Origin of the sequence: Mycolicibacterium aubagnense (assembly GCF_010730955.1) — a bacterium.
Classification (GTDB): domain Bacteria; phylum Actinomycetota; class Actinomycetes; order Mycobacteriales; family Mycobacteriaceae; genus Mycobacterium; species Mycobacterium aubagnense.
This window is the reverse complement of the sequence record NZ_AP022578.1, coordinates 231,612-251,766: the sequence shown is the minus strand read 5'-3', so window position 1 is coordinate 251,766 and position 20,155 is coordinate 231,612. Positions and strand designations below refer to the sequence as shown.

Annotated in this window: 20 protein-coding genes and 5 pseudogenes; 6 read left to right on the top strand and 19 right to left on the bottom strand. The window is 63.0% G+C overall.

Annotation, left to right across the window (positions count from 1 at the left end; translation table 11 throughout):
• Window positions 1-77: 77 nt before the first annotated feature.
• From G6N59_RS30440 to G6N59_RS30410, 7 genes are all read right to left on the bottom strand, one after another.
• The gene (locus G6N59_RS30440; RefSeq protein ID WP_163912298.1) at window positions 78-518 is read right to left on the bottom strand and encodes a hypothetical protein; all 441 of its coding nucleotides are present in this window, start codon (window positions 516-518) and stop codon (window positions 78-80) included.
• Between the two features lie 23 nt (window positions 519-541).
• Complete coding sequence (locus G6N59_RS30435; protein ID WP_138233497.1) at window positions 542-802, bottom strand: hypothetical protein; 261 nt, start codon at window positions 800-802, stop codon at window positions 542-544.
• Window positions 803-1,299: 497 nt separating this feature from the next.
• Window positions 1,300-1,683, bottom strand: a complete 384-nt coding sequence (locus G6N59_RS30430; protein WP_138233496.1) for a hypothetical protein — start codon at window positions 1,681-1,683, stop codon at window positions 1,300-1,302.
• A 25-nt stretch (window positions 1,684-1,708) separates the two neighbouring features.
• Complete coding sequence (locus G6N59_RS30425; protein ID WP_163912294.1) at window positions 1,709-2,092, bottom strand: hypothetical protein; 384 nt, start codon at window positions 2,090-2,092, stop codon at window positions 1,709-1,711.
• Window positions 2,089-2,424, bottom strand: coding sequence for a hypothetical protein (locus G6N59_RS30420; protein WP_163912292.1), 336 nt, complete (start codon window positions 2,422-2,424; stop codon window positions 2,089-2,091). The genes G6N59_RS30425 and G6N59_RS30420 overlap by 4 nt, the downstream gene beginning before the upstream one ends.
• Before the next feature lie 214 nt (window positions 2,425-2,638).
• Complete coding sequence (locus G6N59_RS30415) at window positions 2,639-3,724, bottom strand: hypothetical protein (protein ID WP_138233494.1); 1,086 nt, start codon at window positions 3,722-3,724, stop codon at window positions 2,639-2,641.
• Window positions 3,725-3,993: 269 nt separating this feature from the next.
• On the bottom strand, window positions 3,994-4,182 hold the full coding sequence (locus tag G6N59_RS30410; RefSeq protein WP_163912289.1) for a hypothetical protein: 189 nt from the start codon (window positions 4,180-4,182) through the stop codon (window positions 3,994-3,996).
• A gap of 154 nt (window positions 4,183-4,336) precedes the next feature.
• Here G6N59_RS30410 and G6N59_RS30405 point away from each other — a divergent pair, with 154 nt between their 5' ends.
• The 3 genes from G6N59_RS30405 (at window position 4,337) to G6N59_RS31440 (ending at window position 6,315) form a co-directional block, all read left to right on the top strand.
• On the top strand, window positions 4,337-4,720 hold the full coding sequence (locus G6N59_RS30405; protein ID WP_138233492.1) for a helix-turn-helix domain-containing protein: 384 nt from the start codon (window positions 4,337-4,339) through the stop codon (window positions 4,718-4,720).
• The gene (locus tag G6N59_RS30400; protein WP_138233491.1) at window positions 4,710-5,543 is read left to right on the top strand and encodes a hypothetical protein; all 834 of its coding nucleotides are present in this window, start codon (window positions 4,710-4,712) and stop codon (window positions 5,541-5,543) included. The genes G6N59_RS30405 and G6N59_RS30400 overlap by 11 nt, the downstream gene beginning before the upstream one ends.
• Before the next feature lie 349 nt (window positions 5,544-5,892).
• Entirely contained in the window at window positions 5,893-6,315 is a 423-nt protein-coding gene (locus G6N59_RS31440; RefSeq protein WP_234884492.1) for a hypothetical protein, read from the top strand.
• Here the strand turns inward: G6N59_RS31440 and G6N59_RS31430 are convergent.
• The 6 genes and pseudogenes from G6N59_RS31430 to G6N59_RS30380 form a co-directional block, all read right to left on the bottom strand.
• Window positions 6,286-7,922 (bottom strand): annotated as a pseudogene (locus G6N59_RS31430) (recombinase family protein); the annotation flags it as partial. The gene G6N59_RS31440 and the pseudogene G6N59_RS31430 sit on opposite strands and share 30 nt — an antisense overlap.
• Complete coding sequence (locus tag G6N59_RS32015) at window positions 7,919-8,764, bottom strand: replication initiator (protein WP_407665933.1); 846 nt, start codon at window positions 8,762-8,764, stop codon at window positions 7,919-7,921. The pseudogene G6N59_RS31430 and the gene G6N59_RS32015, both read right to left, overlap by 4 nt.
• Window positions 8,745-9,248, bottom strand: coding sequence for a replication initiator (locus G6N59_RS32010; protein ID WP_407665927.1), 504 nt, complete (start codon window positions 9,246-9,248; stop codon window positions 8,745-8,747). The genes G6N59_RS32015 and G6N59_RS32010 overlap by 20 nt, the downstream gene beginning before the upstream one ends.
• The gene (locus G6N59_RS32005) at window positions 9,181-9,453 is read right to left on the bottom strand and encodes a replication initiator (RefSeq protein WP_407665932.1); all 273 of its coding nucleotides are present in this window, start codon (window positions 9,451-9,453) and stop codon (window positions 9,181-9,183) included. The genes G6N59_RS32010 and G6N59_RS32005 overlap by 68 nt, the downstream gene beginning before the upstream one ends.
• A gap of 117 nt (window positions 9,454-9,570) precedes the next feature.
• Window positions 9,571-9,816: pseudogene (locus tag G6N59_RS30385) on the bottom strand (FtsK/SpoIIIE domain-containing protein); the annotation flags it as partial.
• Window positions 9,817-9,846: 30 nt separating this feature from the next.
• Window positions 9,847-10,179: pseudogene (locus tag G6N59_RS30380) on the bottom strand (transposase); the annotation flags it as partial.
• Between the two features lie 45 nt (window positions 10,180-10,224).
• Between G6N59_RS30380 and G6N59_RS30375 the strand changes: the two are divergent.
• A pseudogene (locus G6N59_RS30375) lies at window positions 10,225-11,578 on the top strand (IS256 family transposase).
• A 67-nt stretch (window positions 11,579-11,645) separates the two neighbouring features.
• Here G6N59_RS30375 and G6N59_RS30370 read toward each other — a convergent pair.
• Window positions 11,646-12,516: pseudogene (locus tag G6N59_RS30370) on the bottom strand (IS3 family transposase); the annotation flags it as partial.
• Here G6N59_RS30370 and G6N59_RS30365 point away from each other — a divergent pair.
• Both G6N59_RS30365 and G6N59_RS31425 read left to right on the top strand, forming a co-directional pair.
• Window positions 12,507-12,965 carry a creatininase family protein gene (locus tag G6N59_RS30365; protein ID WP_138233488.1) on the top strand — a complete coding sequence of 153 codons (459 nt, stop codon included), beginning with the start codon at window positions 12,507-12,509 and terminating at the stop codon, window positions 12,963-12,965. The pseudogene G6N59_RS30370 and the gene G6N59_RS30365 overlap by 10 nt on opposite strands.
• A gap of 385 nt (window positions 12,966-13,350) precedes the next feature.
• The gene (locus G6N59_RS31425; RefSeq protein ID WP_306789655.1) at window positions 13,351-13,551 is read left to right on the top strand and encodes a transposase; all 201 of its coding nucleotides are present in this window, start codon (window positions 13,351-13,353) and stop codon (window positions 13,549-13,551) included.
• Window positions 13,552-13,819: 268 nt separating this feature from the next.
• Here G6N59_RS31425 and G6N59_RS30355 read toward each other — a convergent pair whose 3' ends face one another.
• From G6N59_RS30355 to G6N59_RS30335, 5 genes are all read right to left on the bottom strand, one after another.
• Window positions 13,820-14,941 (bottom strand): acyl-CoA dehydrogenase family protein, encoded by a 1,122-nt coding sequence (locus tag G6N59_RS30355; protein ID WP_179970399.1) that lies wholly within the window; start codon window positions 14,939-14,941, stop codon window positions 13,820-13,822.
• A 66-nt stretch (window positions 14,942-15,007) separates the two neighbouring features.
• Entirely contained in the window at window positions 15,008-16,315 is a 1,308-nt protein-coding gene (locus G6N59_RS30350) for a long-chain-fatty-acid--CoA ligase (RefSeq protein ID WP_138233486.1), read from the bottom strand.
• Between the two features lie 26 nt (window positions 16,316-16,341).
• Window positions 16,342-16,995 (bottom strand): transglutaminase-like domain-containing protein, encoded by a 654-nt coding sequence (locus G6N59_RS30345; RefSeq protein WP_138233485.1) that lies wholly within the window; start codon window positions 16,993-16,995, stop codon window positions 16,342-16,344.
• The gene (locus G6N59_RS30340; protein WP_138233484.1) at window positions 16,992-18,449 is read right to left on the bottom strand and encodes a cytochrome P450; all 1,458 of its coding nucleotides are present in this window, start codon (window positions 18,447-18,449) and stop codon (window positions 16,992-16,994) included. Before G6N59_RS30340 ends, G6N59_RS30345 begins: the two co-directional genes overlap by 4 nt.
• Window positions 18,450-18,588: 139 nt before the next feature.
• Window positions 18,589-20,100 carry a flavin-containing monooxygenase gene (locus G6N59_RS30335; RefSeq protein WP_138233490.1) on the bottom strand — a complete coding sequence of 504 codons (1,512 nt, stop codon included), beginning with the start codon at window positions 20,098-20,100 and terminating at the stop codon, window positions 18,589-18,591.
• Window positions 20,101-20,155: the final 55 nt, after the last annotated feature.

The window sequence follows — 20,155 nt, the reverse complement described above, 5'->3', positions numbered from 1 at the left end:
GCGTCAGCTTGGCTGCCCGCTCGTGCGTGGCCAGCGAGCGCATCGTCACCGCCAACCCCTCAACAGGTATTCGGCGGTCACCCCGATGCGGTGAACCGGATATTGCCGATGACCTGCTTCGGTGGATCGAGATCGGCGTCGGTTCGCGCCCCTTTCAGGCTGGAGCCGCCGTCGTAGGACGTACTGACCAGGTGCGGAGCAAACAGTGAATTCTTGAACCATCGCCACCGAATACTCAGTGACGGGCGGGATTTCGGCAACACCAGACGCAGAAGAAAACATGCCACCACGGCGGCGGCCAGACCGCCAAGGAACACCGGCAGCGCATAACCCGAGTCCATATTCACCCGTGCCCAAGTCACCGTGGGAGCCACGATGACGCCGATCGCAATCAGCTCGGGTTTACGGTACGGGCCGCCGGGCCAGCGGCTGCCGGACCCGTCCTCGCCGACAGCGATGTCGACGTCGCGGATACCGCTCCACGTTTTTGCGGTATCACCGACGGCCGGTGCTGCCACCGTTCCACTGTTCTGGGTGACTGTCATCGGCCGTACACACTGCTGCGGTCGGAGTGGATGCCGGTGTCCTTTTGGAACTCGGTGTTACCCCAGTCGCGGATACCGACGGCGTTGACGATCAGGATCGAGAAGAACACGAAACCGAAGAATGTGCCGATGCCCGCGCCAGCCCCTTTACGCCACCCGTGATGCAAACCGCGCACGATGGCGATCGCCAGCGCCGCGGTCGCGCTGACCCCGGCGATGATGTAGTACACGTGATGTGATGCCGAGATGATGTCCATGAGAAGTGCTCCGTCCTAAAAGGGTTTCAGTTCGGCTGTGCCGCAGCCGTCGGTGTTATGGGCGCGATCGACACAGCTGTGATCACGTAGGTCCGGCCCAGGTCGATGTGCAGAAGTTGCCCGCCAACATCGCGAACGCAGATCCACCGGGCCCGGGCTTGAGGAACGGCGAGGCCGCCGGACGGCGTCGAATCCGTTGAGCATCCCGCACTCGCGGAATGGCCCGAGTCGCTGCTAGCGCCCACGTCGCGAACCCCGAGCGCGTATACCGCCAGAATCGACAAGAACACGAAACCGGCGTATGCGACGACGGAGGACGCGATTGTTCTCCAAAATCTGCCCCGTCGAGCCGCCAGGAACCCCGCTAGCAGGGCTGGGACCGCCCCAATTGCGAGGATAACGAGATACACGTTGTGCGAAAACCAAGTGAAGAAGTCCATGAGACGTGCTCCGTTCTAAAGGGTTTCGGTTCCGGCTTTCTTGTTGCCTGCGGTGTTCTAGGTGTGATTTCCGCGGATTTCCACGGCTGAGATCAGATAGTCGTGGCCAAGGTCGATGTGCAGACCGTTCCCGCCAGTTCGCGAGACACAGACACCCTGCGACGGACTCGAATTGACCAGGCAACGCGCCGTGTCGGCGCGGGCCGAATTGCGGGTGTAGATCCCACGGATGTCGCCGCCGCTGACGAAGAAGAACGACATGATCGCGGCAATAAAGAATGCGACGATGCCCGACGCAGCACCCTTGCGCCACCCGTACCCAAGCGTTTGCAGGATTGCTACCGCAGCGGCCACCCCAAGCCCGACCCCCGCGCAGAAGAAGTAAATGTGGTGCGACGCCCACGTGAAGAAACTGAGAAATAAGTCTTTGAAGGTGTTCATCAGATCTGCTCCGTTCCAAAGGGTTTCAGTTCGGCTGTGCCGCAGCCGTCGGCGCGGCCGGAGAGGCCGTCGAATGGGTGGACATCTCCGGTACCGGGTCGATACCGGAGACAAACCAGGCGCCGCCGCTGGCACGCAACGTCACCGCGATCGACCAATCACCGGGGGTGTATTGCTCGTCGTGGGTCGACACTTCTAAACGCACCTGCAGTTCGGTGTTATCCGGCGGATTGTCAACAGGATTGGACGCGGCGGTCACCGTGGTCAGGGTCGCGGCCGCGTAGCGGTGCAACGCCTGCAATCCCGAATCGGTGGTGACAAAACGTTCCAGCCCAGCGGAATTGGTCAGATAGCACGATGCAAACCCCGAGAGCATCGTGAACAGCGGCGCGTTCGACGGGATGCTCACCGGTAGTTCAGCTCAATCTTGACCCCGGTCGGGGGCGCCCCGATCGGGGTCAGATTGTCCAAAGCCATTGGTGCGGCGTGGTCATAGACCCCGACCGACAACTGAAAGTAGTTGCGTACCCTGGGTGCGGTGGCATACGCCTGCTCGGTCACCCCGACCACTACCGCGTACGTGGTGACGTGCGGCAAGGACGGGCCCCACGGGTTGGCGTAGGCCCCCGCATTGGACACGATCACTGCCGGCGTGGTGGGCAGCGTGAACTTCTCCGGGCGTGGAAAGCACTGCCCCAGGTTCTGGGTATCGACCGCGCTACTCGTCAAATACCGTGTCACACAGTCGATCGCGAAGGCCTTCGCCAGATCGGCTTGGCTGTCGACGGTGTGCGCGATGGCCGCTACCGGTAGCGGTGGGTCCGAAACACAGCCTTCCAGGCGATGTGCAGTCCGTTGATCGACGACGACCCGATCAAGAGGGCCAACGCTGTACGGCGCGTAAGGAGACCCCCCGTGCTCAGACGCTTGCGCCAGGTGTTGGTGATAGGTGACATCAGCTCGCCCTATGTCCGATGATCTTGATGGAGCTGACGGCGAACGTGCCGCCGCTGGGGTCCTGCGAATCCGGATCGGAATTGGCAGTGGTCGCCGGCGGGGGATTGTCGCTGTTCGGTGAGCCAAGAATCGATCCCAGCATTCCCCCGCCCGGGGCGCCCGCCGGTGCGGTCGGGGTCGGTGCCGCTACAGGCGGTCGGCTGGTCTGCTGAATCGTGACCGTGATCGCCGATGCGTGAACACTCGGGATCGCCATGACCACCTCGCCGCGCTTGTTGCCGGTGTCCTGCGGTTTGGTTGTCTGCTGCAGATCGTTGAAGCCCCACTGCAATCGGCTCACCACGCGGTGCAATAACCACGGGTCGCCCTGGTCGCCCGGGCCGGGTTTGACCGCGCCCGGCACGATCGCCACAGCCGTGATCACGTAGTCCCGGCCCAGGTCGATGTGCACGACTTGCCCGTCAACAGGACGCACGCAAATCCACGGGGCCAGGGCCTGAGGGTCGGAGAGGCTGTTGGCCGACGTCGACCCGACCGGGCAGTCTGCGCTTGCAGTGAACGGAATCGGCGCGTCGGCCGATGCCGGATTGGCGCCGGTCGGTGGCGGCGGCACTTGCTGAACCGGCATGCGCGCTGCGGCCTGAGGGCGAGACGGGGGCGGCGCCGGCGTAGAGGTCAGCACGGTCACGCCCCAGGTCACTAGCGTGCACGCGGCGACGGCCCCGAGTGAGACCGCAGCGACCCAGGGGTTGAAGCGCCACGACCGGCGTTCCGGATCATTGCCGGAATCATCTGAATTGCCCGGTGCAGCTTCACCGTTGGCTGCCACCCCCGCACGGTCTGCGACATCGGCCGGCGCTGGCTCACCCTGATCGGGCCGCGCGCCAGCCGGCTCGCTGGAGTCCCCGATCGTGGGCGCGCCGTCCTCGGGATCAGCCGCTGCCGAGGGTGGGGTTGGCGTCGGCGCTGCCGGTAGTTCGTGGTCGGCCTCGTCATCATCAAGGTCCACCGGGTCCAGGTTGCGTTCAGCCGCGGTGCTGACGCCGATCGAACGTAGCCAGTCCTTATCACTACCAATGCTCACGGCCGAGCCCTCCGCACCGCGCGCCGGTGTACGCGCCCCGAGGTCGGCCGCGCTGTACGTCGCGCAGGAGCGTGGGCATCGCGAGCCGGGGGCAGCTGGGCGGCGGCCACTTTCACGTAGCCGTCCTCGCGGCCGCTGCTCAAACCGCTGTCGTCTCCGCGCACCAGGTACACCGCCCGCGAGGTGCGCTTCGGACCGGCAGCGGTACCGCCGGACGAGCCACCGCAGGCTCAGTGGTGATTCGGGACCACTGGGTGCGCAGCCGGGCATCATCGGCGCACTGCTGCTTTTCGGCCCCGCCGCCAGTGCACCACCGCCACCGCGACCAAGACCAGCACGATCAGCGGCAACAGCTTGACGATGGCGTCCACCACCACGGCGATCAGCGCCGCAACGATGCTCAGCAACAACACAACGGCACTGGCGAGAACCGCCCCGGCCGCCATCAACGTCTTCATGACGGTTTCCCTGCCTTTCCTGGTCTACTCCGGCGCTCGTGTCCTACCGACGAAACCCGGACATGAGTAGCTTCATGGGTGACAGTAGACGTTTATGGGTGAATATGTCGACATTGATAGACGAATTAGGAGGAAAATAGGTAGCTTCATGGGTGTGAAGATTCCATCGTCAGGGCCGGCCCGGCTCGATCACTACGTATCCATCCGCATCGGCGCCCTGCGGATGAGCCGCATCGAGCTCGCCCGCCGCGGCGGGCCGGACCGCAGCACCCTGCACAAAGCCACCACCGGCGACCGCACCCTGTCCACGCGCACACTGACCCGCCTGGACCAGGCCCTCGGATGGGCCGAAGGCACCTCGGCGGCGATTCTCGACGGCGGCGAACCGGTATGCGCCAGCAGCGACGCCGCCCACGTCCAGACCGTCCTGAAAGTCTGCGAAGACCTCGTCGAGCAGAGCGTCGGAGTCCTCACCGACGTGCGCAAACTGCTGGCCGAGATGCGGCCGCCGCAGGAGGTCGACGTCAATGCCCGCTGAGGTTTTCGACGACCAGCGCCGCGCCTGGATCGCCGCGCACACCGGCGTTTTCATGTTTCAAACCCGCCGCGCCGAGCTCCTCGGTAAGCGAATCCGCGCCCGCGTCCGCGGCGAAGTCGGCGCACGGCCCGATCCCCACGACGACAAAATCACCCCACCGCTGATCTACCGCCTCGACGGCAGCGGCGTGGGCGCCGTAGAAATCGTTCTGGTCTTGGTCTGCGCCGCCATCGCCCCGATCGGCTGGGCACTCGGAAAAGTCCTCTACCACCAACTCACCCGGCTCATTCCCGAACGCCTACGCGCCTACCCCATCCCCGCCCTGATCTGGGCCTCCATCCCCTGCGCGCTTCCGCTGCCGTTCTACGACCCCACCTCGGTCGCACTCACCGCCACGATCCTGATCCCCTGGCTGGTCGCACAACTGCCCGCGATCTTTCTGGCCGCCGCGGCCTACGGCCTTCTCGAAGGTTGGCTCGCCGTTGATGGCTCGTCCGACTGGTGGCCCCTCACCCCCGAAGCCGGCGACGTCGACGACACCCTGTTCCTCGGCGCCGACACCCATGCACCGATGGTCACCATCTTGGACCCCAGTCCAGCCCCGCCGCCGCGCCGCCGCGTATCCCCCTCGACCACCAACCGATTCCGCACGCCGCCCACCATCCGCTGGTGGCCCATGATCGTCGGCACCGGCGCCGCGTCCCTGTTGGCCGTCTGGACATTCTTCGCACTGCTGTCTGCGGTCTTGACCATCCCGAGCCACCTGCACGACACCACCTACACCGACCCGTTCACCGGCACCACCACGCTGACCGAACGCTAACGACGCTCCCGTTGGGGCTGCGAAAGGCTGTGCACCACACCATGACTGCACCTGTCACCACGCATCAAGCCCCTACGGAGAGCCGGGCGACACCCGGAACACTCCCGGCAGCCAGCGGACCCGCCGAACGCATCGTGCCCGCCGACGGTCCCCTGCCGCTACCACTAGGACGTCCAACATCTTTCGCGCCACCGGCGACCCGATGGCCGGCGTGCACCGAATGCGGACAGCCGGTGACCTGCGGACAAGGCATCCGCCACTTGTCCTGCTCGCCGCGACGCCAGACCTGCTTTGAACCGATGCCGTCAACCGGCCACAAATGCCGAACACGCAAGCAGGACAAGGGATCGTGACCATACCCGGGACGCCACGGCAAACCCTGCAGTACCGCAAGGAGAGTCAGCACATGCACACGCCGGCAACCGATGCCCTGCGGGCGCACCTGACCACGCCGATGGGATCGCCGCTGTCGACTACGCGCATCCCGCCGCTGATGGTGCCCGGCGAAAACCCGAACGCGCGCAACACCGAAGTGGTGTTTCTGACCGTCTCGATCATCACCTGGCCCCATCCCTACAACAACAACCAAACTCCGTCATCGCCGGCCGCATCCCCGCATTCAGTGATCGGCTCTTCTACGTTGCGCTGGCGTACCTCGCGCACTTCCGCCATCAATGCGACCAATGCGACCGCATGTGGAGAGCCAACGACCAACGCTGGACCGACATCCCCGACAACAACGCCCTCGGACACGTCGGGCGACACGACTTAAGTCGGCAGTCGCCGTGACTCGCTGAAGATGCGGGTCGTAATCAAGACGCAGGCCCAAGCTCGCGTACACCTCGGCGCGTTCGGCCCCGGTCGCCTCACCAAGTACGGCAGATAAACCACCTAGCGCTTCGACTATCTCGCTGATCTGTGTTGCCGACAGGACGTTTGGCAGCTCAGTTCGCTCAAGGCTGGCCCTTAGCTCGTCACGTTCAGCGGTGCGACGCCGTAACGCAGCCGTCAAATCCTCAACGGCCACACCAGATTCCACCGCGCTGACCAAGGCAGCGATCTTGTGATTCACTTCACCTAGTTAGCGCTGCAGAGCGGCGTAGCCGGTCCCTGCAGTTGGGTCAATGTCCTGCCCCCGCGCCAGGTCGTCAGGATTTGCAAGACTGGCGATCCAGTTATCGAGCCGAGGCGTCAACACGTCCTTACGGAGGTAGACACTGCGCGGGTGATCGCTCAGATCGACAGGTACCGAACGCGACTTACCAAACTCGCAGCGATAGAGAATGCGCGTTGTTTGCTTTCCTGGACGCGCTGCGCCCTGCATACGCCGGCCGCACGCGGCGCAGTAGAGCAGCCCACGCAGCGCGTACGGCACGGTCGATTCTCTGCTGCATACAAGACCTGGACCCCGCCGGCTCTGTATCCGAAGACGAACAGCTTCTGCCAGTTCATCGGAAACCAAGGCCGCGTGCGTCCGCCGGTCGGGGGTGATCCAGTCCCCATGGTTCCGCCATCGCATTCGCGTGGCATACCCAGCGGCGACGTCATCGGGGTCGACCAGCACCTCGTATTTCTCCTGCTTGCCCCATACGCGGACACCCGATAGGCAGGGTTGTCGAGAATCGCGCGGATCGCTGAATGGGACCATCCACGCGGATCGCGATGACTATTCCGGGCCGGGTCATACTGGCTCGGCGACGGTACGCCATCATCGGTGAGCTGCTGCGCGATGTACCGCAGGCCAGCCCCATCGGCGTACATTCGGTAGATCCGCTCGACGATCGGAGCGGTCACCGGGTCGCGTTCGAGGCGGTGAAGCCGCTGGCCAAGATTCGCTTTTGCAGGGTTCGGGTGCGGGCTGGCGTCGACGAGCCGGTAGCCGTACGGTGGTCGACCACCGAGATATCGGGACGTGTCCTGCGCGAGAGCGGACATCGCCGTACGGACGCGCATCTGGATTCGCGCACGCTCGCCCTTGCTCATCCCGCCGAAAAGCGTCATCACCAAGTCGTGCGCTTCGGAGCCGGGGGCAACCGCGCCGCCAACCGCCGGCACCCATAGGCCGACGCCGTAGTGCGTGAGCACCGGGAAGGTGAGGGCGAACTGCGGCCCATAGAAGGCACGGGCCGGTTCCCCGATCACTACAGCATCGAAGCCGCGGTCTCTGGTCGTGACATCAGCGAGGAGTCGCGAGGCCTCGGGCCTGCGCTTCCACGGGAGAGAACGACTCTGTCCGATATCGAAGTAATCAGTGACGATTGCGCCCCCGTGCGGAGCGATCAGATCGACTGCCCGTCGCTTCTGCCAACTACGGCTCGCCTCTCGATCTTGAGCGTCCTCGGTGCTTACTCGGCCATAAAAGGCGAACCTCATGCTCACGCGACTCCCCTGTCTCCTCCGAGCGTCCGGTCCCGTATAGCCAGTATTACGCGGATCAGGGCGCGGTTAGCTTCGCACGGGAGGACATAGTCTTCGGGCACCACGATTTCAGCACCTCCCTCTGACAAAATCCGAGCACTGACTTGGTCGCCGCCTTCGGAGTGCGGGTGCGCGGTGTTGGAGTTGTCAATCATCACGGCGCCTTGGTCGATCCGATTGCTGGTCACGGACCTCCACCAATCCGGTGCGCCTGGTCTTGATATGTCGCAGGCTGGCCGAAACAGCCAGGACTCGGTCGCCTGTCGTAGCATGACCAGCGCGATCGATTTCCCATCCAATCTGGTCCGCGGTATCCATCTGATCATGTTGCGCTGCTGCGGTTTTGGCGTCTTGGTTGCGGTCCATTCAGCGCGGTGGACACGTAGTGCTGTCATGGTGGTCGAGTAGTGGCGAGATTTGGTGGTGATGTGGCCGCGGTAGCCCAGGGTGTGTAGCCACCGGCCTATCCCGGTCCATGGCGACTCGCGCGCGGCATCGGTGACGGCGTGGTGATCAAGAGCAGCAATCGCGAACAGAATAGACCGGGTGTGCTCGGTAACATCAAGGGCGGCAATGGCTTCGGTGGACAGGCGGCGGGCGGCTATCCCGAAGTCCTGCAGGCTCTTGGTGACGTATTTGGCGAGGTAGCAGGCCACGCGGCGCGCAGAAAACCCGCTGGCCAGGCCGGCATTTGAAGCATCGTGGATGACCGATGATTCGGCAGTCAGCGATTGAGTGTCGATCTGAGTGCCGAACCGCACGGCAACCGCGGCAGCAGTGTCCTCATCGCCGGGAGTGTGAATGGTGTGACCAGCAACTGCCCGGTGCGGGTTCGGGACGGTGATCGCGATGCCGTGGTCTCGTCGTTGGCGGGTCGAGGCGAATGAGAGCGTGGATGTGCGGGACGGCGCGAGCTTGCTTTTCGACGACTTTGACGAAACTGACGCGCACCGAATCCAGATCACAACCTAGGACCTTCAGTTCCTGCCGAACGGCGCGGCGCAGGGCGATCGTAAAGCGCCGCCACGGTTCGGGCAGGTGCCAGCTGAAAAACAGCACGTGGGACAGGTAGTCGTAGCAGGGTCCGCACAAGGGCTGGCCGACAAGTGGATCAGTGTGGTCGTGAATGTGGTTGCACGACAACAGTTTCCCATGGATGCACCGTTCGGGCTGGCCGGTGTGGCGCCATGCACGGCGCCGAAGCCAGGCGCAGTCAACGTCAGAAACACCTGCGGGCGGACACTGACGCTGGCGGGACGTTGTGGTGGCCACCGGCGGCGCCGGCATGCACCAGCTGCCAGGTGTCCCGGGCATAGAGATCCGAACACGATGGGCAGATGTGGGCACGGCGATTGTTGCAGCGGGTCCACGCCACCTGCGCACGCCCGAAGCGGTCGACACCGGCCAGTTGGATGGGGTGGGCGCAGAACCCGACTGATTCGGCGCGCCGCCACCACTGATCGAACCCTACTGTGGAGGCGCGCCGCACCATCTGGCTGATCACCGTATCGACGTCCAGGACGGTGCCGGGCGTTGTGGGGATACCCGGCAGCGTGATCGCCGGTTACCGATCCTGTCCAGTCGATGACGCCGCGGCGGTGGCCATCGTTTACCCCTGGTCCTCGGTGCCGGTGCTGTCGTTGCCCGTCGCGGTGCGTCGACGCGGCCCGGGTGCACGAAACGAGCGGACCAGTGCGGCGATGTCAGGATCAGTGACGTGGAACGCCCGCACCCGCGTAGGTTGTGCGGCGCCGTCGATCATCACGTAGCCCACGCCGGGGGTGCGGTCATCTATTTCCTCGCGCACCGCCCCGGCATCACGGGCGCCCTGGCCCAGGACCATGGCTGTTTGAGTGAAGCGTCCTGGTCTGGATGGAGACCTTAGTTAGGCCACCTCCGGTACGGCGGTGACGGTGTCACGGTAGCCGTTTTCGTAGGCAGTCGGCGAGAGATAGCCGAGCGAAGAGTGCAAGCGGGTGGTGTTGTACCAATGCACCCAGGTGGCTGTTTCGCGTTCGACTTCGGCCCGGCCGGTCCAGGATTGGTCGCGGTCGATCAGTTCGGTTTTGTAGAGTCCGATCGCTGATTCCATCAACGCGTTGTCGAGGGCATCACCGATCGAACCGATGGACCCGGCGATGCCAGAGTCGCGTAGTGCGTCAGTGAACGCCAGTGAGGTGTACTGGCTGCCGGCATCGGAGTGATGGACCAAGGGCGTGTCAAATGGTCTGTGTAAGTCCTGTTAACGGAAGGATCGCAGGACGTGACGACAGGCAAGAACATGGATTCGGCGCTGGTTGAGGCGGCGTCCACGGTGGAGATGGCCGAGGCGCTTCGGGCATCGGGCGCGGTCGATGAGCTGCTGGCGCAGGTCGATACTGGTGAGGTCGCGCTGACCGGTGAAGGCGGGCTGCTGCCCGGGCTGATCAAGCTGGCCCTCGAACGCGGGCTGGCCGCCGAGCTGACCGACCATCTGGGCTACGAGAAGGGCGACCCGGCCGGCCGGGTGCTGCCCAACGCCCGCAACGGCTCCTCGCCCAAGACGGTGCTCACCGAGGCCGGCCCGGTGCCTCTGGAGGTGCCGCGAGACCGTGACGGCTCGTTCACCCCGACCCTGGTACCTAAAGGCCAGCGCCGGATCGGCGGGCTCGATGACATGATCATCTCCTGTATGCCGGTGGAATGACATTGCGGGACATACAATTTCACCTTCAGTCCACGATTGGGACCGAGGTGTCGCATGAGACGATCTCCAAGATCGTCGACGAGATCTCCGACGAGGTCCTGTCGTGGCAGCGTCGGCCGCTGGAGCCGTTGTATCCGGTGATCTACCTTGACGCACTGATCGTGAAGGTCAAAGACGGCGGGCACACCCGCAACAAGGCCGCCCATATCGCGGTCGGCGTGGATATGGCCGGGTCAAGCATGTTCTGGGGATTTGGGTCCAGCCCAACGAGGGCGCCTCGTTCTGGGCGTCGGTATGCGCGGACCTGGCCAACCGGGGTGTCAAGGACGTGCTGATCGTGTGCTGCGACGGGCTGACGGGGTTCCCCGAGGCCATCGCGGCGACCTGGTCGCAGGCCGCGGTGCAGACCTGTGTGGTGCATCTGATCCGCAACGCACTGCGGTTCGTGTCCTACGCCGATCGTAAGGCGGTGGCCGCCGCCCTCAAGCCGATCTACACCGCACCCAATGCCGAGGCTGCACAGGTGGAGTTGGACGCGTTCACCGCATCGGAGCTGGGGAAGAAAAACCCCACGGTGACTATGGTTTTCGAACGCGCGTGGGAACAGTTCATCCCGTTTCTGGCGTTCCCGCCCGAGCTGCGCCGGGTGATCTACACGACCAACTCGATCGAGTCGCTGAACTATCAACTGCGCAAGATCATCAAGAACCGCGGCCAGTTCCCCAACGATGCCTCAGTGGTGAAATTGCTGTGGCTGGCGATCTGCAACATCGAAGACAAACGCGCCGCGCAGCGGGCCAAAGAGCGCGGCAAGAAGCAGGGCCGGACAGCTCCCGGACGCCTCGTGGAAGGACAGGTGGTCACCAACTGGAAGAAGGCACTCGAACAACTCGCCCTGGTTTACCCAGAGCGCATCGAACGCTATCTGTAAGCACCACAACAACTACTCAGACGAACAATCAGACAGGCGATTTACACAGAAAACTTGACAGGCTCTGGACCAAACCTGTTGTGGTGAAACGGAAATCTGTTCTCTTGCGGGTGAACACAGCCTGTTCCAGGACGCTGGTCACCAACGGTGTGGCCTTGGTCGACATGACCCGCCATCCCAGAATCCGGCGGGAGAACACATCAACACAGAACGCCGTGTAAACGAACCCCTGCAGTGTCCACACGTAGGTGAAATCAGCGACCCACCATTGATCGGGCCGGGTCGGGGCACCCCACTTTCGGTCGATCAAATCAGGGTGCCGCGCTGCACCGGGTCTGCGGCGGTGGTGATCGTGGACCGCTTGCCGCGCACGGTTCCCGTGATGCCGCAGATCCGCATCAACCGGGCCACCTGGTCCCTGCCCATCTCGTGACCAGCATGTTTCATCGCGTGCCACAGCTTGCGGACCCCGTAGAGCCGGCGGTTGGCCACATAGAGCCGGTGCACGGTGTTGGCGGCGTGGGCCTCGGCCCAGGCGGCGTCGCTGACCGGGCCACGGGCTTTGGCCGCGTAGTACGTGGACGGGGCGATCGGCAGGCCGTGCTCGACGATCACCGAAGTCGGCGGTCGACCTCCGCCGCCGCGAAAAACGCTGTCGCGGTCTTCAAAATCTCATTGGCCCTGCGTAATTCAGCGTTCTCCCTGCGTAATGCTGTGAGCTCAGCAGCCGGGTCCTGGCCCTCATCGCGGGGTGTGGAAGTGCTCGTCCCGTAGCGAGCTTCGACCCAGTTGCGCAACGTGGCCTCATTGATCCCGAGAATCTCCCCGACATGCCGACGAGCGCCCCGCTTGGAACCACCAACCTGCGCAATCCGGTCCTGATACATCCGTACCGCCCGCTCACGGGTCTCCGGGTCGAACTTCCTCTGTGCAGCCACAGCCACATCCTCCTGGTGCGATCACGGACTCCACCAGACCCAGGACGGTTCACGGCGGCAACGCCGTACTCACCAACAGCGTTCAGCAAGCCAACCGGTCCGGCGCCGCCATCACACTAGGCCTCTACCCCAGCCGAGAAGACTGGGACCACGCCCGCACCGCTGCGGCACTGGTGAGCACCATGCACGACGACATACATGCAAGTGAGCTGGAAGCGTCGATCCTGCTGGCCGCCTACCCCGACTACCTGCGCGACGGATGGGCCAGCGCCGAACACGCCGCCACCGACCTGCGCTACCTGACCACCGTCGGCATGCGCGCCTATACCTCCAGTGGTGTCATCGGCTACCCGTCATACGCCACCGCCGACAAAGGCTACCGCATCCTCGATGACCTGGGGCAGGCCGCGAAATCCCTCATCGACCTCGTGACAGCACGGGGCCTTTAGCCCAACGACACCGTGGCGGCTACCGTCCGCTGGCGCTCCCGTCCGCTGCCACGAACCACAAGCCAATATCCCGAACAACGCCGGCTCTCTACACCAAGCCCAAGTCACGCAAGCCGCGCCACTGCGCCCTAGGCGCACGCTTGTCCCTCGTCACCTCTTGCCGGGTCCGGCGCGCAGCCCACCCTGCGACACCATGCCCCGTCCAGAACCTTGCAAGCGCCCGCAACCCGACCGTGTGAGGACTTTCTTTACTGGGATCAAGTCGATGCGGCACGTTGCCACCAGCTGGACACCGAAGCCGCCCGACTCGAACGCCGCGTCGACACCATCACCGCCATCGCCGCATCCGAGCTAAAGCGTCGGGCCCGACACCGCTGCCAGGCTACTGACCGCCCTCGGCGACAACCCCGCTCGGATCGGCAGCGACGCCGCTTTGGCCAAACTCTGCGGGGTCAGCCCACTGGAAGCCCCCAGCGGCAAAACGATCCGCCATCGGCTCAACTGGGGAGGCCATCGCGACGCCAACCGTGCCCCGCACGTCATCCTGGTGGTGCGCATGCGCCGTCATCAGCCCACCCGCGACTAGTTCGTTCACCGCCTGGCCGAAGGCAAAACCAAGAATGAGATCATGCGCTCCATCAAGCGTTACATCGCCCGCGAGATCTACCACGCCCTCCGCCAACCCAGCAGAAGAACCAACGAACTCATTGCCTGAAGATAGGAGCATCTGGTATCAAGTCCCGAAGGGCACCCGATCCGCAGTGTCCACTCATTTCGTGGCGATATGGCACCGCTGTAGATGCCATCAATCCTCCTCCCAGGTGAGTAATGTGCAGGTGGCAAATCGTTCAGGGTCATAGGGAACGCGAGATGATTTCCTTCATCACCTCATTTGTGCCGGCGTAGATTTTCTGCACGCGCTGGTCCACCCACAATCTCGAGATGGGGTACTCGGTCATGTACCCGTATCCGCCGTGAAGCTGCAAACAGTCATCGAGCACCTTCATCGCTCGCTCAGTGGTCCACCATTTCGCCATGGCGACGGTCTGGACGTCGAGTTGGCCCGCGAGGTGTAGGTCGATGCAGTAGTCCAAAAATACTCGTGCAATGCGCGTTTCGGTTGCAGCTTCGGCCAAGATGAATTTCGTGTTCTGGAAGCCGAAGACGGGCCGTCCGAACGCTTCCCGCTCACGGGTGTATTTGAGTGTCTGCTCCACGGCAAGTTCCATCGCCGCGACCGCCCCAACCGCGACGATGAGCCGCTCTTGAGGTAGCTGCGTCATCAGCTGACTGAAACCGTGACCCTCGGTCTCGCCCAGGAGGTGCGAGCGGGGAACTCTTACGTCGTCGAAGAACAACTCGGAGGTGTCTTGTCCGCGTTGGCCGATTTTGTCGAGGACCTTGCCGCGCCGGAATCCGGGTCGATCGGCTTCGGCGACGATCAGCGAGATGCCGGCGGCGCCCTGACTTGGATCTGTCTTGGCGACGACGATGATCAGGTCGGCTTGCTGACCGTTGGTGATGAAGGTCTTTGCGCCGGTGATCACGTACTCGTCACCGTCAAGAATTGCTTTGGTCTTGACACTCTGCAGATCAGAACCGGTCCCTGGCTCCGTCATGGCGATCGCACCGATCATTTCGCCTGAGGCCATCTTGGGCAGCCACTGCCTCCGTAGTTCTTCGGCCGCATACTGGAGGATGTAGTGCGCGACGATTCCGCTGTGCAGCCCTGCGCCCCATGAGCTGTCCCCGACTCGGGCTTGCTCTTCGAGTACGACGGCTTCGTGCGCGAATGTGCCGCCTCCCCCGCCGTATTCTTCGGGTATGGACATGCAGAGCAGGCCTAGTTCGCCGGCTTTGTGCCACAATTCTCGGTCAACTTGGTGCTGGTCTGCGAAACGTTGCGCATGTGGTGCCAATTCGGTCGAGAAGAACTTCGCGGCAAGGTCACGAAGCTCGATCAATTCGGCGCTCATCCAGGGAGAAATTGATGCTGTCACAGGATTCCCTCTCGGCTGTTCGATATCAATGGGTTTGATTTCTTAGGACGTTTCGATCTGATACTCGCCGGCGCAGTGACGCGCGCGTATGGCCTTCTTGTAGTATTTTCCGACGCTTGTTCGGGGAATCTCAGACACGAAACTCCACCGCTCCGGGATCCACCATTTGGCGACCTTGTCCAACAGAAACGCGCGCAGTCGGTCGATGTCGACCTCGGCTCCACGGTGAACCACGACCAGGGCGAGCGGTCTTTCCTGCCATTTGTCGTCGGGAACTGCCACCACCGCAGCTTCGTAGATCGCCGGGTGACCAGTCAGCGTGTTTTCCAGCTCGACTGAGGAGATCCATTCTCCACCTGACTTGATGACGTCCTTCGCACGATCGGTCAGCGTGAGATACCCGTCCGGGTCGATCCGGCCGACGTCGCCGGTGCGCAGCCACCCTCCGTCGAACTTGTCCGGATCATCGTCGCCGAAGTAGGCGCCGGTGATCCACGGGCCTCGCGCCTGTATTTCACCCGCTGATCGACCGTCCCGCGGCACGGTCTTCTTGTGGTCGTCATGCAACCGGATCTCGACACCGCACATCGGCCGACCCTGGCTTTCGCGCATCTCGCACGCACGGGTCTCGCCTACTCCGTGCGCTGCGCGTGCGACGGTAGCCAGCGGCGAGGTTTCGGTCATGCCCCATGCCTGCACGATAGGCACGTTGTCTTCGAATGCCCCCATCAGCAAGACGGGGACTGCCGATCCCCCGCAGGCAACCAGCCGAAGTGAGGAGATGTCCCGGGCGGGATTCGATTCCAGGTATCGATCGACATCGTTCCAGATCGTCGGCACTGCACCGGCGATAGTCGGCTGAGTCTCTTCGATGATCGACACCAGCGGCGCGGCTTGCAGATGGCGATCGGGTAATACCAAGTCCGCACCAGACATCAACGCCGCGTAGATCAGTCCCCACCCATTGGCGTGAAACATCGGGACAATGGCCAGGATACGGTCGGACTCGCTCACTGCCAGGGCGTTCGACGTGCAGGCGGTCAGTGCATGTAGGTAGGTCGAACAGTGGCTGTAGACAACACCTTTGGGATTTCCAGTAGTCCCGCTGGTGTAGCACATGGCCGCGGCGGAACGCCCATCGATCTCGGGCCAATCGAAAGTCTCCGGTTGCTGCGCCAGGATCTCCTCGTAACGCAACACCGTCTTCCCGCATCCCTGCAGCGGAGCGAGGTCGCTACGGTAGGACATACTTCGGTATCCAGTTCCGTCGGGGGCGATCACCTCGCTGTTTCCGTGAATGGAGGCGGCATGGCGGACAATTGCCGAGATTGTGAGCTGGACGTCTTGCATCGTGCTGTGCATTACGCATCGGCCCTTCAGGCGAACAGGTCTGGATGGCGACTCGCATCGCCTATGAGCGGCCCGTAGTGGGTTCTGAGCGCTTGCAGGATCTCTGCCAGCGGTAGATCGTCGAAGGCGCCTCGATCCCTCAGATATTCCATGTGTTGTGTGCCGTCAGCGGCGAACCCGTGTAGCAGGGCGTCTGTGCGTCCGTCGAAATCAATTGGCGGGACGCCGAACCGTGCGCATAGCTCGCGATTGAACGCCGGAGTTGCCTTGACCCAGACACCGCCGAGATGCATGAGGCTGTATCCGTGGTAGACAAAGACGTCGGTACCGCCCATCCGCTCACGCAATGTCTCGGTCTGAAGGTGGTTTCGGACATCGGCGAACCCCAGCCGCGCCGGGATGCCTGCTGCTCGGCAGGCCGCCGTCAAGAGCACCGCCTTCGGGACGCAGTACGCGCGGTCTGCAGTTGCGATGGTGCTGGCGCGATACGCATGCGGGTCATCGGTCACGGTGTAGGGGTCATACCAAATCGAGTCGCGGACAGCAGTGAAGATGGCTATGGCCTTCGTGGTGTCGTCGACCGCGCCGCGGGTCGCCGCTGCAACGAAGTCGCGTACCGATTCATGTTGCCAATCGAGGAACTCCGTGGGCTCCAGGTAAGGCGAGTTCTCACCGCTCATCGGTGCCGCAACGTCACAGGCAGTCCGTCCACGGGAATGGGCAGCGAGGTGTTGTCCCAACGCACGTGATAGTTGTTTGGGACCGTCCAAGTGTAGGTACGCAACATCTGGTGCAGGATTGCTTTCACCTCGAGTGTGCCGAACTGCATCCCAATGCATTTGTGCGCTCCGCCGCCGAACGGCACCCAGGCGAATCGGTGCTGTTGGTCCTCGCGCCGGGGCTCGTCGAAGCGAGACGGATCGAAACGGTCCGGGTCGCTCCATATTCTGCGGTCGAAGTGATTTACGGCGGGTGTGATTGCGCACAAGGTTTCTGGGGGGATGTGATAGCCGTCGATGGCGACATCGCGGACGGTCTTGCGCATCACCAGCGGAACGGGCGCCAGCAGACGCAGAGCTTCTTTGAGGATCAGATCGAGGACCGTCATCTGCTCCAGTTCGTCGATATCTGGCGAATCGTGACCGAAGGACTGCGCCTCCGCCGCTGCCTTCTCCTGCCACTCAGGATGTTTAGCGAGGAAGTAGGTGACAGCAGTGGTGGTGATCGTGGAGGTGTCATGGGCGGCCATCATGAGAAAGATCATGTGGTTGATCACATCCTCGTCGGAGAACCGTTCACCGTCTTCTGTGGTCGCCTGGCAGAGGGCGGCGAATAGATCGTCGGTCTCGCCTGCACGCGCGGCCGGCAGGTGTCGGGAGAAGTAGTCCTCCAACACGCGGCGCCCATGCACGCCGGCGCGGAACCTGGTGCCCGGGAGTGGAACTCGCACGAAGGAACTTGCCGCGCGAACAGTGGAGACGAACGCCTCGTTGACAGCAGCGCTCTCGTCCTTGCCGCGGCCACCCATGAAGACATCCGTGGCAATGTCGAGGGTGAGATTCTTTAACAACGGGTAGATCCGGACCGACGGACCGGTCGGCCATGCGGGCACGGCTGCGCGAACGCTCGGGGCTACCTGCCCGACATATCCGGTCAGGCGAGGACGCGTGAACGCCTCCTGCATGATGCGCCGGTGCATCAAATGTTCGTCGAAGCTCATGAGCATCAAACCGCGATGGAAGAAAGCATCGATCAGGAAGGACCAGCCATCTTGAGAAAAGGCCTTGGCTTCGCTTGTGAACGCCTCACGCGTTGCGTCTGGACCGGCGATGACCACCATTTTGGTACCGAATGCGCCCATCCACGAGACCGAGCCCAAACGTTCGTAACGCTCCCGACTGAATTCTGAACCAAATCGGATGTAGTCGACAGTGTGCCCCAGCAACGGGAGTCCAGCGTCCCCTAGGACGGCTCTCAGCCCAGATCCGGCGGGGGCCGGCGCAAGTTCCCGGACTCTCCAGTCCCGACTCCACTGTCGCCATTTGTCATCGACGACGCGGGGGGCGGGCGCCAACAGGACAGACGTCAACCGCTCCTTGGGGTGACGCGTGAGTGCGAGAAGCTGATTAGCCACGATGCCTCCTGGGCGCTCTGCTGCACGGGTATCTGATAATAGTTTACATAGATGTGCTGAATGTCAATATTTGAACAGTGAACAATAAAATGTTAGACACGCCTGCGACCTGGATCATCTGCGCAGCCTCGCGCCGTTCTCACTCGGGCCGTCTAACTGAAAGGCGTTCAACGTGCCTGAATAGATAATCGCGACTGCGTGGTTTGCGGGTAAGGATCCGGTAGGCAAATGTCGGCCCAGGCCAGTTCGTCGGGATCGCGCCACTCGAGGTCGTGTACCAGCTCGCGCAAAGCGCCCACACCGACCTTCGCAGCCGCCGGCCCAATCGGGTGTTGTAGCTTTGCTCGATGTCTGGCCTGACGTCGACCGTACGCCCCGGATCACTCGCCAAAATCTTGATGAGGGCGCTGATATGACGGACCTGAGACTCGATCATGTAAATGATGGACCCGGAACCGACGTTCGTGTTCGGGCCATAGAGGAGAAAGAGATTCGGGAACATCGGGACTGTAATGCCCAGGTATGCGTGCGCCTGCGTCCCCCACACCTCGTCCAGAGTCACTCCGCCGCAGCCGCGAACACGCATCGGGGCGAGGAAGTCGGTAGCGCGGAAACCTGTTCCGTAAATGACGACGTCCGCGCGGTGGAGAACGCCATCGTCGGTCACGACTCCCTTGTCGCAAAGCTTCGCAACCGCGTTGGTCACCAACGAGACTTCACCGTTGGCAATCGCGGGGTAGTAATCATTCGAGAACAACACCCGCTTGCACCCTGGCGCATCTGATGGCGTGAGTTGCCGGCGCAGCAATGGATCGGCAACCTGCCGACGGAGGTGGTAGCGGGCGATCGCGCCGAGGATGCGTGACAAGGGCTTCGCGTCGACCAACGTCACTGCGAGCACTTCAAAAATCAGCCATACCGCGAAACGCTCAAGGCGCAGCCACAGCGGCAGGACCGTACTGAGCTGGTGGTGAGTACGTCCGTACTTGCTGTCCCACTTCGGCAAAATCCACGGTGCCGTGCGCTGATACAGCGTTACGCGCTGTGCCTCGTGTGCGATCCGTGGTACGAACTGTATCGCGCTTGCGCCTGTCCCGATGACGGCTACTTCCTTGCCGCGCAGTGATACCGAATGGTCCCAGCGCGCCGAATGAAAGCGCGGCCCCCCGAAGGTGTCTTCGCCGGCAATATTCGGCGTATGAGGTCGCGAGAGCTGCCCCACGGCCGAAATCACGACATCGCACCAGATCGTCTCGCTGGATTCGGTCACCAAACGCCAACGGCCGGCCTGTTCATCGAAGGTCATCTCGACGACTTCGGTCCGCGTGCGCAGCTGCAGGTCAAGTCCGCCGGCCAGGACGAGCCGGCGAAGATATTGGAGTATCTCGGGCTGTTCTGCATACCGTCTCGACCAACGAGTGATGGGCATCTCCGACAGTGAGTACAACGCTGACGGCACGTCGCAAGCCGCTCCTGGATAGGTGTTGTCGCGCCAGACACCGCCGATGTCTGCAGCCTTTTCCACCATGGTGAAGTTGGTGAATCCGAACCTCTTCAGCTGATGGGCCATGGCGATACCCGCGACGCCGGCCCCGATGATCACTATCGACGGATCGTGTCCTCGAGGATCCCTCGCAAAGCCGCCTGTCATGAGACAGCTAAGAAGCAGTTGATGGCGCGGTGGCAGTGGAGCATCCACGGTCCCA

Excerpts from the sequence above, each read along its gene's own strand:
- G6N59_RS30435 (WP_138233497.1), bottom strand. The coding sequence starts at position 802 with ATGGACATCATCTCGGCATCACATCACGTGTACTACATCATCGCCGGG.
- G6N59_RS30430 (WP_138233496.1), bottom strand. The coding sequence starts at position 1,683 with ATGAACACCTTCAAAGACTTATTTCTCAGTTTCTTCACGTGGGCGTCG.
- G6N59_RS30410 (WP_163912289.1), bottom strand. The coding sequence starts at position 4,182 with ATGAAGACGTTGATGGCGGCCGGGGCGGTTCTCGCCAGTGCCGTTGTG.
- G6N59_RS30400 (WP_138233491.1), top strand. The coding sequence starts at position 4,710 with ATGCCCGCTGAGGTTTTCGACGACCAGCGCCGCGCCTGGATCGCCGCG.
- G6N59_RS32010 (WP_407665927.1), bottom strand. The coding sequence starts at position 9,248 with ATGCCGGCGCCGCCGGTGGCCACCACAACGTCCCGCCAGCGTCAGTGT.
- G6N59_RS32005 (WP_407665932.1), bottom strand. The coding sequence starts at position 9,453 with ATGGTGCGGCGCGCCTCCACAGTAGGGTTCGATCAGTGGTGGCGGCGC.
- G6N59_RS30355 (WP_179970399.1), bottom strand. The coding sequence starts at position 14,941 with ATGAGCGCCGAATTGATCGAGCTTCGTGACCTTGCCGCGAAGTTCTTC.
- G6N59_RS30350 (WP_138233486.1), bottom strand. The coding sequence starts at position 16,315 with ATGCAAGACGTCCAGCTCACAATCTCGGCAATTGTCCGCCATGCCGCC.
- G6N59_RS30345 (WP_138233485.1), bottom strand. The coding sequence starts at position 16,995 with ATGAGCGGTGAGAACTCGCCTTACCTGGAGCCCACGGAGTTCCTCGAT.
- G6N59_RS30335 (WP_138233490.1), bottom strand. The coding sequence starts at position 20,100 with ATGACAGGCGGCTTTGCGAGGGATCCTCGAGGACACGATCCGTCGATA.